Source organism: Pseudomonas nicosulfuronedens (assembly GCF_005877905.1).
Classification (GTDB): domain Bacteria; phylum Pseudomonadota; class Gammaproteobacteria; order Pseudomonadales; family Pseudomonadaceae; genus Pseudomonas; species Pseudomonas nicosulfuronedens.
This window is the reverse complement of sequence record NZ_SWDV01000048.1, coordinates 1-14,389: the sequence shown is the minus strand read 5'-3', so window position 1 is coordinate 14,389 and position 14,389 is coordinate 1. Positions and strand designations below refer to the sequence as shown.

At 62.5% G+C, this 14,389-nt stretch carries 12 protein-coding genes; 6 read left to right on the top strand and 6 right to left on the bottom strand.

The features are described 5' to 3' along the window. Positions 1–9: 9 nt before the first annotated feature. The 6 genes from FAS41_RS27295 (at position 10) to FAS41_RS27270 (ending at position 8,506) form a co-directional block, all read left to right on the top strand. Positions 10–1,383 (top strand): DUF1329 domain-containing protein, encoded by a 1,374-nt coding sequence (locus FAS41_RS27295; protein ID WP_171049562.1) that lies wholly within the window; start codon positions 10–12, stop codon positions 1,381–1,383. A 90-nt stretch (positions 1,384–1,473) separates the two neighbouring features. Continuing rightward, positions 1,474–2,532: a WD40/YVTN/BNR-like repeat-containing protein gene (locus FAS41_RS27290; RefSeq protein ID WP_246084951.1), complete on the top strand. Its 1,059-nt coding sequence runs from the start codon at positions 1,474–1,476 to the stop codon at positions 2,530–2,532. Positions 2,533–2,597: 65 nt separating this feature from the next. Continuing rightward, a complete protein-coding gene (locus FAS41_RS27285; RefSeq protein WP_218939135.1) occupies positions 2,598–5,144 on the top strand; it encodes an efflux RND transporter permease subunit in 2,547 nt (848 codons plus the stop codon). Continuing rightward, complete coding sequence (locus FAS41_RS27280; RefSeq protein WP_138526461.1) at positions 5,141–6,514, top strand: DUF1329 domain-containing protein; 1,374 nt, start codon at positions 5,141–5,143, stop codon at positions 6,512–6,514. Before FAS41_RS27285 ends, FAS41_RS27280 begins: the two co-directional genes overlap by 4 nt. A gap of 56 nt (positions 6,515–6,570) precedes the next feature. Next, positions 6,571–7,632: a protein kinase family protein gene (locus FAS41_RS27275; RefSeq protein WP_138526460.1), complete on the top strand. Its 1,062-nt coding sequence runs from the start codon at positions 6,571–6,573 to the stop codon at positions 7,630–7,632. Between the two features lie 70 nt (positions 7,633–7,702). After that, entirely contained in the window at positions 7,703–8,506 is an 804-nt protein-coding gene (locus FAS41_RS27270) for an SDR family NAD(P)-dependent oxidoreductase (protein WP_138526459.1), read from the top strand. A gap of 78 nt (positions 8,507–8,584) precedes the next feature. On the opposite strand, the gene FAS41_RS27265 is transcribed toward FAS41_RS27270, so the two are convergent. The 6 genes from FAS41_RS27265 to FAS41_RS27240 all read right to left on the bottom strand — a co-directional run. Next, positions 8,585–9,685 carry an NAD(P)H-dependent flavin oxidoreductase gene (locus FAS41_RS27265; protein ID WP_138526458.1) on the bottom strand — a complete coding sequence of 367 codons (1,101 nt, stop codon included), beginning with the start codon at positions 9,683–9,685 and terminating at the stop codon, positions 8,585–8,587. Between the two features lie 50 nt (positions 9,686–9,735). Continuing rightward, a complete protein-coding gene (locus FAS41_RS27260) occupies positions 9,736–10,635 on the bottom strand; it encodes a crotonase/enoyl-CoA hydratase family protein (protein ID WP_138526457.1) in 900 nt (299 codons plus the stop codon). An 85-nt stretch (positions 10,636–10,720) separates the two neighbouring features. Further along, the gene (locus FAS41_RS27255) at positions 10,721–11,530 is read right to left on the bottom strand and encodes an enoyl-CoA hydratase-related protein (RefSeq protein ID WP_138526456.1); all 810 of its coding nucleotides are present in this window, start codon (positions 11,528–11,530) and stop codon (positions 10,721–10,723) included. Continuing rightward, complete coding sequence (locus tag FAS41_RS27250) at positions 11,530–12,444, bottom strand: crotonase/enoyl-CoA hydratase family protein (protein ID WP_138526455.1); 915 nt, start codon at positions 12,442–12,444, stop codon at positions 11,530–11,532. Before FAS41_RS27250 ends, FAS41_RS27255 begins: the two co-directional genes overlap by 1 nt. 162 nt (positions 12,445–12,606) lie before the next feature. Beyond that, positions 12,607–13,662 (bottom strand): alpha/beta hydrolase, encoded by a 1,056-nt coding sequence (locus FAS41_RS27245; protein WP_138526454.1) that lies wholly within the window; start codon positions 13,660–13,662, stop codon positions 12,607–12,609. 9 nt (positions 13,663–13,671) lie between these two features. After that, positions 13,672–14,389: spirocyclase AveC family protein (locus FAS41_RS27240; RefSeq protein WP_138526453.1), on the bottom strand; the 718-nt coding region annotated here is incomplete at its 5' end.

The window sequence follows — 14,389 nt, the reverse complement described above, 5'->3', positions numbered from 1 at the left end:
GGTGAAAAAATGAATTACAAGAAATACCTACTTTCCATCGCTGTTTCCTATGCCTTCGCCGGACAGGGCTTCGCTGCCCCCTCCGCTGATGAAATCAAGCAGATCGGCAGTACCCTAACCGAGTTCGGTGCCACCATCGCCGGCAACAGCGATGGCAGCATTCCGGCCTACGATCCGGCCAAGGCGCTCACCAAACCGCCGGCCGGGTATTCGCCGCGGCAGGCCGCAGGCGGCTTCCCTTACGTGGATCCGTATGCCGGCGAGAAGCCGCTGTTCTCCATTACCTCGAAAAACCTGGCGCAGTACGCGGACAAGGTAGATGACGGCAACAAGGCGCTGCTGGCGCAGTATCCGGACTACCGCCTGGACGTGTACCCGACTCATCGCAGCGCGCCGCCGCTGCCGAAGTTTGCTCACGACAACACCCTCAATAACATCGCCAAGCCGCACCTGGAAGGCGAGGGTACCGGCCTGGCTGATGCCCACGCGCAAGTACCGTTCCCGATACCCAAGACCGGCAACGAGGCCATGTGGAACTTTGTTGTGCGCTTCTTCCGGCCGTACGAGTCCGGCAACTTCGCCACCTACCTGATCGACAGCGCCGGCGAGAAGACTCTGGTGACCGACTCGACGGTCTTCTACGAGCATGAGTACTGGGACCCGTCCAAGACCAGCTCCGACTACGCCAACCGCCTGGTCAACAACAACAAGGCGCCGGCGGCCAAGTCGGGTTCCAAGGACATGCGCTACACGCCGCTGCGACTTGACATCAAAAGCGACAGCGCCTGGTCCTACTCGCCTGGTCAACGTCGCGTGCGCCTTGCACCTGAGTTCAAGTACGACACCGTTTCCGCGCAATACGGCGGCTTGATCACCTTCGACGAAATCACCGGTTTCGATGGCAAGCAGGATCGGTTCGAATTCAAGCTGATCGGCAAGAAGGAAATGTACGTTCCGTACAACACCTACCGTACGGCTTCGGCGAAGCTGGATGAGCTGGTGAAGAGCGGCTTCGTCAACCCGGACAAGGTCCGCTGGGAGCTTCACCGCGTATGGGAAGTGGAGGCGACCCTGAAGTCCGGGCAGCGCCATACCAACCCGAAGAAGCGCTTCTATCTGGACGAGGACAGTTGGAACATGGCCATGTACAACTCCTACGACGCGGCGGGCAAACTCCACCACTCGCAGAACTTCGTCCTGTTCGTTGGCTATGACGATGTGCCGATGATGCGCAGCGAGGGCGTGCTGATCTACGACCACTCCAAGCGTAACTACGCACTGGCGTCGCTGCCGTTTGACACCCGCACGGGCTGGTACGCAGTACCACCTTTCTCCCCGAACCTCCTGTCGCCCTCGGCGATGGCTGGCGCGGGTATTCGCTAGGAACCGCCTGAGCGCGCCGGGCTTCCGCAACGAAGCCCGGCACCTGCCGATGGCATCTATTTACCGGCGACCGTAGTTCTGGAGGTTCTCTTGCCGCGTCTATCCTTCACCGCCGTTCTGCTGGCCGGCCTGTTGCCGATTTCTGTGGCGATGGCGCAACCCTACGCGGACCCCCTCGATGCCCCGGCCGAAATCAATCGGCTGGCGGCCCAGTCCCAGCTGACTGCCATTACCCAGGCAGGAGCTCGATTGGTCGCGGTGGGCGCTCGCGGTGTCGTGCTGCTGTCGGATGATGCCGGCCAGCATTGGAAGCAGGCTAAAGTGCCGGTGAGTTCGGACCTGGTGGCCGTGCAATTTCCGGACGCCTCGCTCGGATGGGCCGTGGGCCATGATGGCGTTATCCTGCACAGTGCCGACGGCGGGGAGAGCTGGAGCAAGCAGCTCGACGGGCGCGATCTGCTCAAGTTATTGACCGCGCACTTCCAAGCGCAGGCGGAAAAGGGCGACGAGCGGGCCAGCCAGTACCTGGACCTGGTCAAGCTGAATTTCGGCAACGGTCCCGAGCAACCTTTTCTGGGGGTTTGGTTCGAGAACGAGCGCGACGGGTTCGCTGTAGGCGCCTTCGGTACTCTCATGGCCACCCACGATGGCGGCAAGAGCTGGGAGTCGTGGATCGAGAAGATCGACAACCCCAACAGTTTCCATCTCAACGCCATTACCGGTATCGCCGGCGAGCTGTACATCGCCAGTGAACAGGGAACGGTGTTCAAGCTCGACCGTAACCAGCAGCGCTTTGTCCCCCTGAGCACCGGCTATGCCGGCAGCTTCTTCGGCGTCGTGGGGGACCAGCGGTTCATTCTGGCGCACGGGCTCCGCGGCAACGCCTTCCGCTCTACCGACGGCGGCCAGACCTGGAGTCGTGTGGAGACCGGAAACGCGGCGGGGCTGGTGGCCAGCGCAATCAGCGACAAGGGTACCCTGCTGGTGGCCAGCCAGGCCGGCGCTGTCCTGCGCAGCGATGATCTGGGCCGGAGTTTCAGTGCTCTCGAGTCGGTGCGCCCCTACCTATTCGCTGGGTTGAGCCAAGTGGATGGCGATAGGGTGGCGATCGTCGGCATGTCGGGGGTGCAAATAGCCCCGGCGCAATGAGTTGAACGACCGCACTGGCCAGTGCGTGCAATCCCGTCTGAACAATAACAATCGAGAAGACATTTATGGCTATTCCTGTCGGCGAACAGGATGACATGCAGGTCATCCGCGATCCCAAGGACTTTGATCGAAACAGCGGTGTCTGGCTCGAGCGGTTCATCTTCAACCATCGCCTGGCGATCCTGCTCATCTGCCTGTTGAGCACCTTCTTCTGGGCGTGGCAGGCGGCGAAGCTGCCGGTCAACGCCAGCTTCGAGAAGATGATCCCGCAATCACATCCCTACATTCAGAACTACTTCCAGAATAAGGACGCCCTCCGTGGGATGGGTAACTCGGTTCGGGTGGTGGTGGAAAATACCCAGGGTAGCATCTTCGACAAGGACGCTCTGGAGGTCCTGCAAAAGGCCAACGACACCCTGTTCCTAATGCCCGGGGTGGATCGCTCGGCGCTGCGCAGCCTTTGGACCTCCAGCCTGCGTTGGACCGAGGTCACCGAAGAAGGCTACCGCGGCGGTCCGGTGATGCCGGATCCCTTCGACTGGTCACAAGCGGCCATGGGGGCCCTGCGCAACAACATTCTCCAGGCCGGTATTGTCGGCAGTTTCGTGGCCTCGGACTTCAAGTCCAGCCTGATCGTCGTGCCCCTGATGGAGCGGAACCAGGACACCGGCCAGGCGCTGGACTACCGCGACTTCTCGCACCAGCTGGAAAGCAAGGTGCGCTCGCTGGAAACGCCGAAGATCAAAATTCACATCGTCGGTTTCGCCAAGCTTGTGGGTGATCTGATCGATGGCCTGTGGCAGGTCGCAGAGTTCTTCGCGATCGCCGCCGCGATCGCCGCGCTCTTCGTGTTCCTTTATACCCGCTGCATCCGCAGCACCCTGCTGCTGGTCTTTTACGCGGCGCTCGGGGTGGTCTGGCTGCTGGGCATCCTCAGTCTGATCGGCTATGTGCTCGACCCCTACCTGATCCTGGTGCCGTTCCTGATCTTCGCCATTGGCTTATCCCATGGCGCGCAGAAGATGAACGGGATCATGCAGGACGTCGGCCGCGGGACGCACAAGTACGTCGCCGCGCGCTACACCTTCCGCCGTCTATTCCGCGCCGGCATCACCGCGCTTCTGGCCAACGTGGTCGGCTTCGCCGTGCTGATCATCATCGACATTCCGGTGATCAAGGAGATGGCCGTCAGCATGTCCATCGGCGTCGGCATCCTGATCTTCACCATCCTCGTTCTTGTGCCGGTGTCCCTCTCCTATGTCGGCGTCAGCGCCAAGGCGGCGCAGCGTAGCATTGCCCAGGAAAAGGGGCAGGCAGCCGGGCGCCTCTGGGAGTTCTTCGCCAGCTTCACCCAGCGCGGTCGGGCAAGCATCGCCGTGGCAGTGGCGGCGGCGGTCACCGTGGGCGGCGTGCTGGTCGGTTCCCACGTGAAGATCGGCGACCTCGACGCCGGTGCGCCGGAGCTGCGCTCAGACTCTAGGTACAACCGCGACATCGCCTATCTCACCGGCCACTACGCGCTCTCCAGTGACCTGTTCGTCGTGATGATGAAGACCGCCGAAGGCGGTTGCCTGGAATACCCCTCGCTGGTCGAGGCCGATCGCCTGAGCAATCAGCTGCGCCAGGTACCGGGCGTGCAGATGACGGTCTCCGCGCCGGACTCGGTGCGCATGGTCTTCGCTGGGCAGAACGAGGGAAACCCGAAGTGGATGTCGGTGCCGCGTAACGCCAGCAACCTCAACTCGGCGATCGAGCAGGTGCAGGTCGACAAGCCTGAGTTGGTGGATCGTACCTGTTCGGTGACACCTATCGTCGCCTATCTGGAGGACCACAAGGCCGACACCCTCAGCCATGTGGTGAAAGCGGCCGAGACCTTCGCGGCGGCGCACAACGATGAAAATCGGCATTTTCTCCTGGCGGCCGGCAGCGCTGGTATCGAGGCGGTAACCAACATCGTGGTGGAGAGTGCCAATGGCAAGATGCTGCTGGCGCTCTACGGCGCCGTGACCCTGCTGTGTTTCGTGGCGTTCCGCAACTGGCGTGCGACCTTCATCGCGGTGCTGCCACTGTTCATCAGTACGGTGCTGTGCGAGGCGTTAATGGTGTTGCTGGGCATTGGTATGAAAGTCGCCACCTTGCCGGCCATTACTTTGGGCGTCGGCATCGGCGTCGACTATGCGCTTTACCTGCTCAGCGTGCAATTACAGCAGCAGAAGGCTGGGCGCAGCCTGGGTGAGGCCTACCGCTACGCCCTGCGCTTTACCGGCCGAGTGGTAGCGCTGGTCGGCATGACTCTGGCCGCCGGGGTGGTCACCTGGGTTTGGTCGCCGATCAAGTTCCAGGCCGACATGGGCATCCTGCTGACCTTCATGTTCATCGGCAACATGATCGGTGCGCTGATCCTGATTCCCGCCTTGTCCTATTTCCTCTTGCGCGGCTTGGGCGATTCGGCGCAAGCCGAGACGCCCGTCCAGAAGGAGGCATCCGTTGTTCCGAAAGACGCCATGCGAGTGGCGACGTTGTCGGTGCCCAGCGCCGAATTGCGTGCCGCAGAGCCGGCAGGTGATCTCGACGCGGTCGGCATCAATGTGAAGCTCAGGAGAGATCGATGATGCACGTGAAGTACCTGCTGCCTCTTGCAGTAAGCACTGTTCTGGCTGGTCAGGCCCTGGCGGCACCCAGCGCGGAGGAAGCAGCCCAGCTCGGCAAGACCCTCACCGAGTTCGGTGCCACCGTCGCCGGCAACGCCGATGGCAGCATCCCGGCCTACGATCCGGCCAAGGCGCTGACCAAGGCGCCGGCCGGTTACGCGCCGCAGGACCCGCGCGGCGGGTTCCCCTACGTGGACCCGTATGCCGGTGAGAAACCTCTGTTCTCGATTACATCCAGCAACATGGCGCAGTACGCCGACAAGCTGGACGACGGCAACAAGGCCCTGCTGACGCGCTACCCGGAGTACCGCATCGACGTCTATCCGACGCACCGTAGCGCGCCGCCGCTGCCGCAGTGGGCGCGCGACAACACTCTGAACAACATCGCCAAACCACGCCTTGAGACCAATGGTCTGGGGTTGGCAGACGCCCATGCTCAGGTGCCGTTCCCAATCCCGAAGTCCGGCGCCGAGGCGATGTGGAACTTCAATACGCGTTTCTTCCGCCCCTACGAGTCGGGGAACTTCGCCACCTACCTGATCGACACCGCCGGCCAGAAAACGCTGGTGACTGATTCTTCGGTCATCTACGAACATGAGTACTGGGATAACAGCAAGTCGAGCTCCGAGTTCAGCAACCGCCTGCTGAATACCAACAAGGCGCCGGCCGCGAAGTCAGGGTCAAAGGACATGCGCTACACCCCGCTGCGCCTGGACCAGAAGTCGGACAGTGCCTGGTCCTACACACCGGGTCAGCGCCGCGTACGGCTGGCGCCAGAGTTCAAGTACGACACTGTCTCGGCTCAGTATGGCGGCCTCATCACCTTCGACGAGATCAACGGGTTCGACGGCAAGATGGACCGCTTCGACTTCAAACTGGTGGGTAAGCGGGAGATGTACATTCCCTACAACACCTACCGCACCTCCGGCGCACCCACCGATCAGCTGATCCGCCAGGGGTACGCCAATCCCGACCTGGTTCGCTGGGAGCTGCACCGTGTGTGGGTAGTCGAGGCGTCCTTGAAGCCGGGCCAACGCCACGCCAACCCGCGCAAGATGTTCTACCTCGACGAAGACAGCTGGAGCATGGCGCTCTACGACTCCTACGACGCCGCCAACAAGCTTCATCGCTCGCAGAACTTTGTGACGTTCGTGGCGTACGAGAACGTGCCTCAGATGCGCTCCGAGGCGGTGATTATGTATGACCATTCCAAGGGCAACTACGCGCTTGCGTCCATGGCCGGCGGCACGCGCAGCAGCTGGTTCGCTAGCGAGGCCTTCTCGCCTAACGCCCTGTCTCCTACGGCTATGGCCGGCGCAGGCATCCGCTGACGCGACCTGGTGCCTGACCCGTTCCGGGGCGGGCACCTCACTTCCAGGAGTTGCTCATGCAATTGCCCCTGAAAGTCGAAGAGATCACCGCCGAATGGGTACAGCAGGCCCTAAGGGTCCGCTTCCCGAATATCATTGTCGAGGGTTGCCGGGTCGCTGACGTGATGCTCGGTACCTCGACCAAGATCCGCATTGAGCTGAATTACGACCGCGGCGGACAGGCCCTGGAGCTGCCACGAACGATGATCGTCAAGGGTGGCTTCGAGGCGCACAGTCCGGGCATGGGTTTCATGTACGCCAAGGAAGCGCGTACCTACGGTGAAGTCTTGCCGCTCTGGGATATCCGCACTCCCCGGTGCTATTTCGCCGGTAGTGACGAACACGGCTACCAGTCGATCATCCTCATGGAAGATCTCGTCGCTCGCGGGGCGAGTTTCTGCCATGCGCAAATGCCGCAGGGCTTCGCGCAAGTGAAGCGTCGTCTGCAGGCTATGGCCAGGTACCACGCACAGATGTGGCGGCACCAGGCGTTCGAGGAGGGCGGGGTGCTCGCCTGGATCGAGCCGCGGATGACCGGCGACACGCTGATGTATGCTGACCGCTATCTGCAACCGGAAACCTGGCAGCACTACATCGGTTCTCCGCGTGGTGCGGCGATCTCCCGCCGCCTGCACGACCTCGACTGGATGCGCGCCGCCTTCGGCAAGCTCGCCGAGCTGCATGGCAATCATCCTCTTACTCTGAGCCACGGCGATACTCACCTGGGCAACCTTTACGAAGAGGCCGACGGTACCCCGGGCTTCTTCGACATGCAGGTCAACCGTGCGCCCTGGTTCGCCGACGTCACCTATCACCTGATCTGCGCCCTGGATCTCATGGACCGCCGCGAGTGGGAGCGTCCGCTTTTGCAGTACTACCTCGACTGTCTGGCTGCCGAAGGTGTGGCGGCGCCGGATTTCGACGAGGCGTGGGACTGTTATCGCAAGGAAATTGCTTGGGGGCTGTTCGTTTTCATCATCAACGAGACCCGCTTCCAGACCGAGGCAGTGAATACCGCCTATTGCGCGCGTTTCGCCGATGCCGCGCTGTGCCACGACACCTTGTCGCTGCTGGCCTGAAGGCTGGGAGCAGGGCGGGTCGCCGGTCCGCTGCGAATCCAACGCACGGTAAATCGAAAGAGGAGGGTGAATGAGTTTCGTGCCAACTACCCAGCTGTTCGATCTTTCCGGCCAAGTTGCCGTCGTAACCGGCGCGGCGCGGGGCATCGGCCAAGCCATCGCTCAGCGCCTGGCCGATGCCGGTGCCAGTGTCGTCGCCGTCGATCTCATGGACGACGGCTGCGCCGAAACCCTGGAGCTGATTCACCGGCGGGGCGGGCGTTGCACCACCGTGGGTGCGGACGTGGCCGATGCCGCTGGCATACGGCTTATTGTCGAGCGAACCTTGGGGGCCTACGGCGGGATCGACATCTTGGTGAACAACGCCGCCCTGCGTGGTTGGGCGACCTGGGAAACCCTTACTGAATCCGACTGGGACCGATTCATGTCGGTGAACACCAAAGCCGTGTTCTTTCTGTCCCAGGCGGTGGCCCGGCAGATGATCGCGCAGAAACGCGGCGGCGCCATCGTCAATATCGCTTCCACAGCGGCGGCACATCCGGTGCGCTTCAAGGTCGACTACAACACCGCCAAAGCGGGCGTAGCCATGATGACCCAATCGCTGGCTGTGGAGCTGGGGCCGCACCAGATCCGCGTCAACGCTGTTGGCCCCGGCGGCACCCGTACACCGGGAACACCTGGCGTTACCCAGAACGGCTTATCGCCTGAGGCGCTGCGCAAACTGGGGGAGGAGTGGTTCTCCCGGGTTCCTCTGAGGGACGAGCCCGCTGATCCGGACGAAATCGCCCGTGCGGTGCTGTTCCTGGCGAGCCCGGCCGCGAGCTATATCACCGCCCAGGTGTTGTACGCCGATGGCGGCTATCTCGCGGGCTGAAGCACGGCGAGGCGTGGCTGAGCATTTACGTGGAAATAGAAAGGGGAGGCCATGCCTCCCCTTGGTTTGTCGGCACCATTACGCCTGGTGCTGACTGCTCATGTGTACGCGGCTGTCTGCCGAGCCTCCCTGAACGGGAGTCGGTACCTGGCCGGCTAGGCGGCGCTGCACGGCTTCCGCCTCTGCGATTATGGCCTGCATCAGTTGCGCGATGCTCGGCAGATCGTGCACCAGCCCTACTGACTGGCCGGAGGCGGTCATGCCCTTGTCCAGGTCGCCGCTGGACATGGTCAGGCCGTGCATCTTGAGCATCTGCGACATGCGCATCATCGACTCGACGTGCCGCGGTCCCATCGACAGAGTGGAGGTCGCCAGTTTCAGCCAGGGGATATTCAGTTCCTTGGCGATGGTGAACGAGTTGAGGAAGATTTCCAGAACGTTGAGCATCTTTGCGTTGACCATTCGCTCGGCCGCCGCGGTCTTCATCTGCCGGCATGGAATACCGTCGAAGCGGTCGGAGAAAATGGTGTCCTGCACGTCCAGCTCGACTGCCTTATTCTTGAAGTTCTCATGCATCGGGCCTTCCTGGGTGGTCCAGAAACGGGTGCCCATCGACACACCGCCGGCGCCCAGGGCGAGCGCGGCGACCAGTCCGGCGCCATTGGCCACGCCGCCGGCGGCTATCACCGGAATCTTCAGGAGTTCGGCCAGGCGCGGGATCAGCACGAAGGTTGTGACCTCGCCAGCGTGTCCCGCCGCCTCGTGGCCCGCAGCGATCACCGCATCGCAACCGTGGGCTTCGGCACGCAGGGCCAGCTTCACGTCGTTGACCGAGGCAACCACCTTGCCGCCGTAAGCATGGGCGGCCTTGACGATCCAGTCGCCCTTGCCCATCGAGTAGTTGATTACCGGGACCTTTTCCTCGAGCAGGACCTTGGCGTTGGCCATGCCGTTGGGCAGCGCCAGAGGGGCGTTGGCGCCGAAAGGTTTGTCGGTCAGAGAGCGGATCTCACGGATCGCCGCGCGGGTGACTTCCGGCGGGTTCGAACCGGCGCCGTAGACGCCCAGGCCTCCGGCGTTCGACACCGCCGCGACCATGTTGGGAAAGGCCACCCGGCCCATGCCCGCGTTGAGGATCGGGTACTGGATGCCAAACAATTCGGTAATCGATGTGTTCATGCGCTGAGTCCTTGGGCGCCGGCGCGCGGGCCGGTCTTGTTATTAAGGGGTCAAGAGTAGGTCGGCTGTTCCCACCAGGGGAAATAGTCAGGCATGTCCTGCGACACGCTGCAGGCGAACTCCGGCAGGCGCTTCTCGACGAAGGACTTCACGCCTTCCTTCGCGTCCGGGCTGCGTCCACGGGTGCAGATGCCACGGCTCTCGATACGATGCGCTTCCATCGGATGGGACATGCCCAGGCCGCGCCAGGCCATCTGGCGCATCAGCGCGATAGACACCGGCGCGGTGTTGTCGGCGATTTCGCGGGCGATCTCGTAGGCGCGAGGCAGCAGCTGCTCATGGGGGACTACTTCGCTCACCAGGCCGCCGGCCTTGAGTTCCTCGGCAGGCATGACGCGGCCGCTGAAGCTCCACTCCAGCGCCTTGGTGATGCCGACCAGGCGCGGCAGGAACCAGGACGAACAGCATTCGAAGACGATTCCGCGACGGGCGTAGACGAAGCCCAGGCGGGCCTTTTCGCTGGCGATGCGGATGTCCATGGGCAGCAGCATCGAGGCACCGATGCCGACGCCGGCGCCGTTGATGGCGCCGATCACAGGCTTGAGGCTGTCGAAGATGCGCAGGGCAAGCTTGCCACCGCCGTCACGCGCCGATTCCTTGCTGTAGTCGAAGCTGCCGTCGGCGCGAATCGGGCTGTCCGTTTCCGCGCTGCCGTTCTTGTTCTTGTCGAAAATGTCGGCGCCCTTGGTCAGGTCGGCTCCGCCGCAGAAGCCTTTGCCTTCACCGGTCACGACGACGACGCGGACATTGTCGTCGCGGTCGGTCTCGTCGAACACAGCGATGAGCTCGTTCATCATCAGCGGGTTCATAGCGTTGAAGACTTCAGGACGGTTGAGGGTCACCGTCGCGATGCGGTCCTTGACCTCGTAGCGAATCGTCTCGAAATTCACGGGATCGTCTCCTGGGCAGCGATCCGTCGTCACTGCCTGACTGCGTTGGGGAAGGGGCCCACATGCGGGCCCCGGTACGGGCCGGTTACTTGAAGGAGAAGTTCGGGGCGCGCTTTTCGAAGAACGCCTTCTGTTTCTCGACCTTGTCCTCGGTGGACTGCGCCACGTACACGCCACGGCTCTCGAACTCGATGGCCTGCTCCAGGCTGCCGGCGTTCATGTTCTGCCACAGCGACTGCTTGGTGACCCAGATGCCCATCGGCACGTTAGCCACGATGTTCCTGGCGATTTCCAGGCAGGCGTCCTGCAGTTCCTCGTCCGGCACGGCCTTGAGCACCATGCCGATGCGCTCGGCTTCGTCCGCCAGCACCGGGCGCGAGGTGTAGAGGATCTCGGCGGCGCGCTGCGCGCCCACGGCGCGAGGCAGCAGGTAGCTGATGCCCAGCTCGGCGCCAGAGCCGGCGTTGTGGATCGCGTTGACGAACTTGGCAGACTTCGCCGCGAGGGTAATGTCCGCCGCCAGCGGAAAGGCCAGCGCCATCCCCGCGACTGTGCCATTGACGGCGCAGATCACCGGCTGCGGCAGGTTGCGCATCAGTACCGGAAGCGAAGCGATGACATCGATCGAGTAGCGCGAGAAGAAGGGCTTGCCCAGGCCTTCGGCAATCCAATCGGCCTTGCCCGGGTTCTTCAGGTCATGGCCGGTGCAGAAGTGCCTGTTCCCCGCGGCGGTCAGGATAACCACGCGGGTCTTCGGGTCGTACTTGATCTGTTTGAACAGGTCGGCCAGCTCGGTGTACATCTCGAACTGGAAGGAGTTGGTCGACTCCGGACGATTAATGGTGATGCGTTTGACGCCCTCGATCGGTTCATCGATCAGAAAATTCTCGCTCATCATTCCGCTCCTTTCTCGCCGTTGAGCCAGTGCGCCTTGACCATGCCGTCGCCGTAGGGTTCGTCGCGCTTGCGCAGCGCGTCCTTCAGACCCATCTCCGCCATGTCGGCCTTGAACTGGGTGCGGCGGGGGCCCTGGCTGAGGTGAGCGCGGGCGTCCATCTCGACGGCGAAGCGTTGCAGGGTGCGGGCGCCTTGCAGTTCCAGCGCGGCGTTGATGATGCGCTTGTGCGAGGAGAGCAGCTCGGCGTCGACGAAGCTGATCCGCCGAGCCAGCTCGTTGACCGCGTCGTCGAGCTGCTCGACCGGTACCGCGTCGAGCACCAGGCCGATGCGCACGGCTTCGTGGCCCCAAAGGTTGTCACCGGTCATCATCATACGTTTGGCCCACTGCGGACCGACGTGGTACATCCACATCTGGATCGGCGGGGTGCCATTGGCGCGGGCGGCAGGGAAGCCGATCTTCGCGTTCTCGGCACAGATGATGAAGTCACACATCAGCGCCAGATCGGTGCCGCCGGCCAGGCAGTTGCCCTGGACCTTGGCGATGACCGGCTTGTGCATGTCGAACAGAACCATGTTCAGCTTCTGGGTCTGTTCCATGTTCCAGCAGTCATCGTCGACCGACTTGTTGATAGTGCGGTAGCGGGACTCGTCCCACGGCGGGGTGCCATCCTTGAAACCGGCGTAGGCCCCGGCAAGGTCGTAGCCCGCGCAGAAGTCCTTGCCGGCGCCCTCCAGGATCACTACGTTGACGTCATTACGGTCATCGGCTTCGAGCAGCGCATCGCGCAATTCGGCCAGCAGGGCAGGGTGCAACGCATTACGCTTGTCCGGGCGGTTCAGAGTAATGCGGGCAACCCGGTTCTCGACATTGAACAGCAGATAGTCCGAGCTGCGGAGGTGCTTGTTCATCTTATCTCCATGCATTTTTTTGAACGACGGTCGATAATATAAACGCTCGACAGCTTCGGTCAAGTGCGCAGCGAAGATTCTGTTAGGTAGCTAAACATTGTCAAAGCCCAGGCGGGGCGGGGGTTGTGGCGATATTTTGAGGGTTTTACCAGGTGGCGCTGATCAGCCGGCTGCGAAAGCCTCGCTCAGCGCCTGCATCCAGGATTGGGTGAATTCACGCGCCGCATCGCTGTGTGGGGCGAAGTAATCGAAGCCGTGGTAGGCACCCTGCTGGACATGCAGCCGTACCGGTATTCCCGCCTGCTCCAGACGCGCTGCATAGGCAAGGTCTTCGGCTTGAAACAGATCGAGGCTGCCGACGCCGATCCAGGTGGGCGGCAAGCCGTCGAGACGTTCGGCGCGCGCCGCCACTGCGCCCGCCGGCACGTTTGCCGAGCCAGGCGGGCAGCCCAGCAGAGCAGCCCAGCCGAAGCGGTTCGAAGCGGCGTTCCAGGCGAAGTGCCCGGACCATTCCGGCCCAGCGTCCGAGGCAGTCCGGTCGTCCAGCATCGGGTAAATCAGCACCTGGCAGCACAGCTGCGCATCGCCGCGGTCGCGAACCGCCAGGGCCAGGACAGCGGCATGTCCGCCACCAGCGCTGTCGCCCATCACTGCGACGCGCGCCGGATCGACCCCCAACTCGTCGGCGCTCAGCAGTAGCCAGCGCAGTGCCGCGTAGTTGTCGTCGAGGGCGCCTGGGAAGGGCGTCTCCGGGGCCAGGCGGTAGTCGACCGAAACGACCAGGCAGCCGAGCCGGGCAGATAGTTGCGCCAGGCTTTCGGCGCGCATCGCCGCCGAGCCCATCACGTAGCCGCCGCCGTGCAGGTACAGCAAAGCCGGCGTGGCTTGTGGCCGGCCTGGCCGGCGGTCGATCAGGTGGATGTTCACCTCTGGGCGGCCGGGGAGGCCCGGGATGCGTCGGCGCGTGGCGCGCAGACGGGTCGGCAGGGCCGCCAGGGAGTCCAGCAGGCGCATAGCGCGCACCTTGCGTGGATTCAAAGGGCGCAGCGACAACCAGCGCACCGGAAAGGTGATGGACGGGCGAAGTTCCGGCAGGACCGCCTGCGTCGCTTCGTCGAATGCGAGGGAAGGTTGCGTTTTCATGGCCGGCACTCCTAAAAAAAAGCCGCCTGGTTTGCGACAGGCGGCGGAAAGATCACCGGTAAAGGTGACAAGCATGCTCGGGGTTCATTGGGCGCCGATGGGCACCTGTTCATTGCTCAGCCAGCTGGGCATGTCCACCGGCCAGGCATCGACGTAGAGCGCATGAACGCCCATGGCGCTCGTGTAGGCCAGGTTCAGCAAATTGCAGAAGGCGATGTAGGCGAGGATTCTCAGCAGGGTGCCGAGCCAAGGTGCCGACGAAAAGCTCTCGATTCCTCGTTCTATAGCCGTGTGACCATTGGAGTCCGCATGCATGAGCAAGAAAGCGCAAGCGATGAAGGTAGAAGGGAAGAGCACGAATTCGTAGATTGGGAACTGGTAGAAGTGACCGCCCCAGAACGACCACTGCTGGAAGGCGCCAGGCCAAGCATCGAAGTGAAGATAACGAGTGGCGACGATGTCTAGCAGCCCCATTGAGATCCATACACCCACGAAGCCAGCGAGCGTGAGTCCGACGACGCCAATACCAGGAAAGCGAGCTTTGGCTTTCTTCATGACTGCTAGGCCAATCAGCGCTGTTCCCGCGAATGAGTAAAAGTAGGATGGAGCGTCAATCAGCAGCGGTTCTGCAATGCGAGAACCGTTAGGGGTCTGCCAGCCAGGAATAAATTCGCACCAACATCCGTAGTTAAAGGCGTAGGCGTTGTATGTGAACATCGGCCGTAGAAAGTTCAGGAACGGATCTAGCCAATAAGCAGATAGCCAGCCGATCATCATCAGTCGCGTACTATCCAGGCCGGCT

Excerpts from the sequence above, each read along its gene's own strand:
- FAS41_RS27295 (WP_171049562.1), top strand. The coding sequence starts at position 10 with ATGAATTACAAGAAATACCTACTTTCCATCGCTGTTTCCTATGCCTTC.
- FAS41_RS27285 (WP_218939135.1), top strand. The coding sequence starts at position 2,598 with ATGGCTATTCCTGTCGGCGAACAGGATGACATGCAGGTCATCCGCGAT.
- FAS41_RS27280 (WP_138526461.1), top strand. The coding sequence starts at position 5,141 with ATGATGCACGTGAAGTACCTGCTGCCTCTTGCAGTAAGCACTGTTCTG.
- FAS41_RS27275 (WP_138526460.1), top strand. The coding sequence starts at position 6,571 with ATGCAATTGCCCCTGAAAGTCGAAGAGATCACCGCCGAATGGGTACAG.
- FAS41_RS27270 (WP_138526459.1), top strand. The coding sequence starts at position 7,703 with ATGAGTTTCGTGCCAACTACCCAGCTGTTCGATCTTTCCGGCCAAGTT.
- FAS41_RS27265 (WP_138526458.1), bottom strand. The coding sequence starts at position 9,685 with ATGAACACATCGATTACCGAATTGTTTGGCATCCAGTACCCGATCCTC.
- FAS41_RS27255 (WP_138526456.1), bottom strand. The coding sequence starts at position 11,530 with ATGAGCGAGAATTTTCTGATCGATGAACCGATCGAGGGCGTCAAACGC.
- FAS41_RS27250 (WP_138526455.1), bottom strand. The coding sequence starts at position 12,444 with ATGAACAAGCACCTCCGCAGCTCGGACTATCTGCTGTTCAATGTCGAG.
- FAS41_RS27245 (WP_138526454.1), bottom strand. The coding sequence starts at position 13,662 with ATGCTTGTCACCTTTACCGGTGATCTTTCCGCCGCCTGTCGCAAACCA.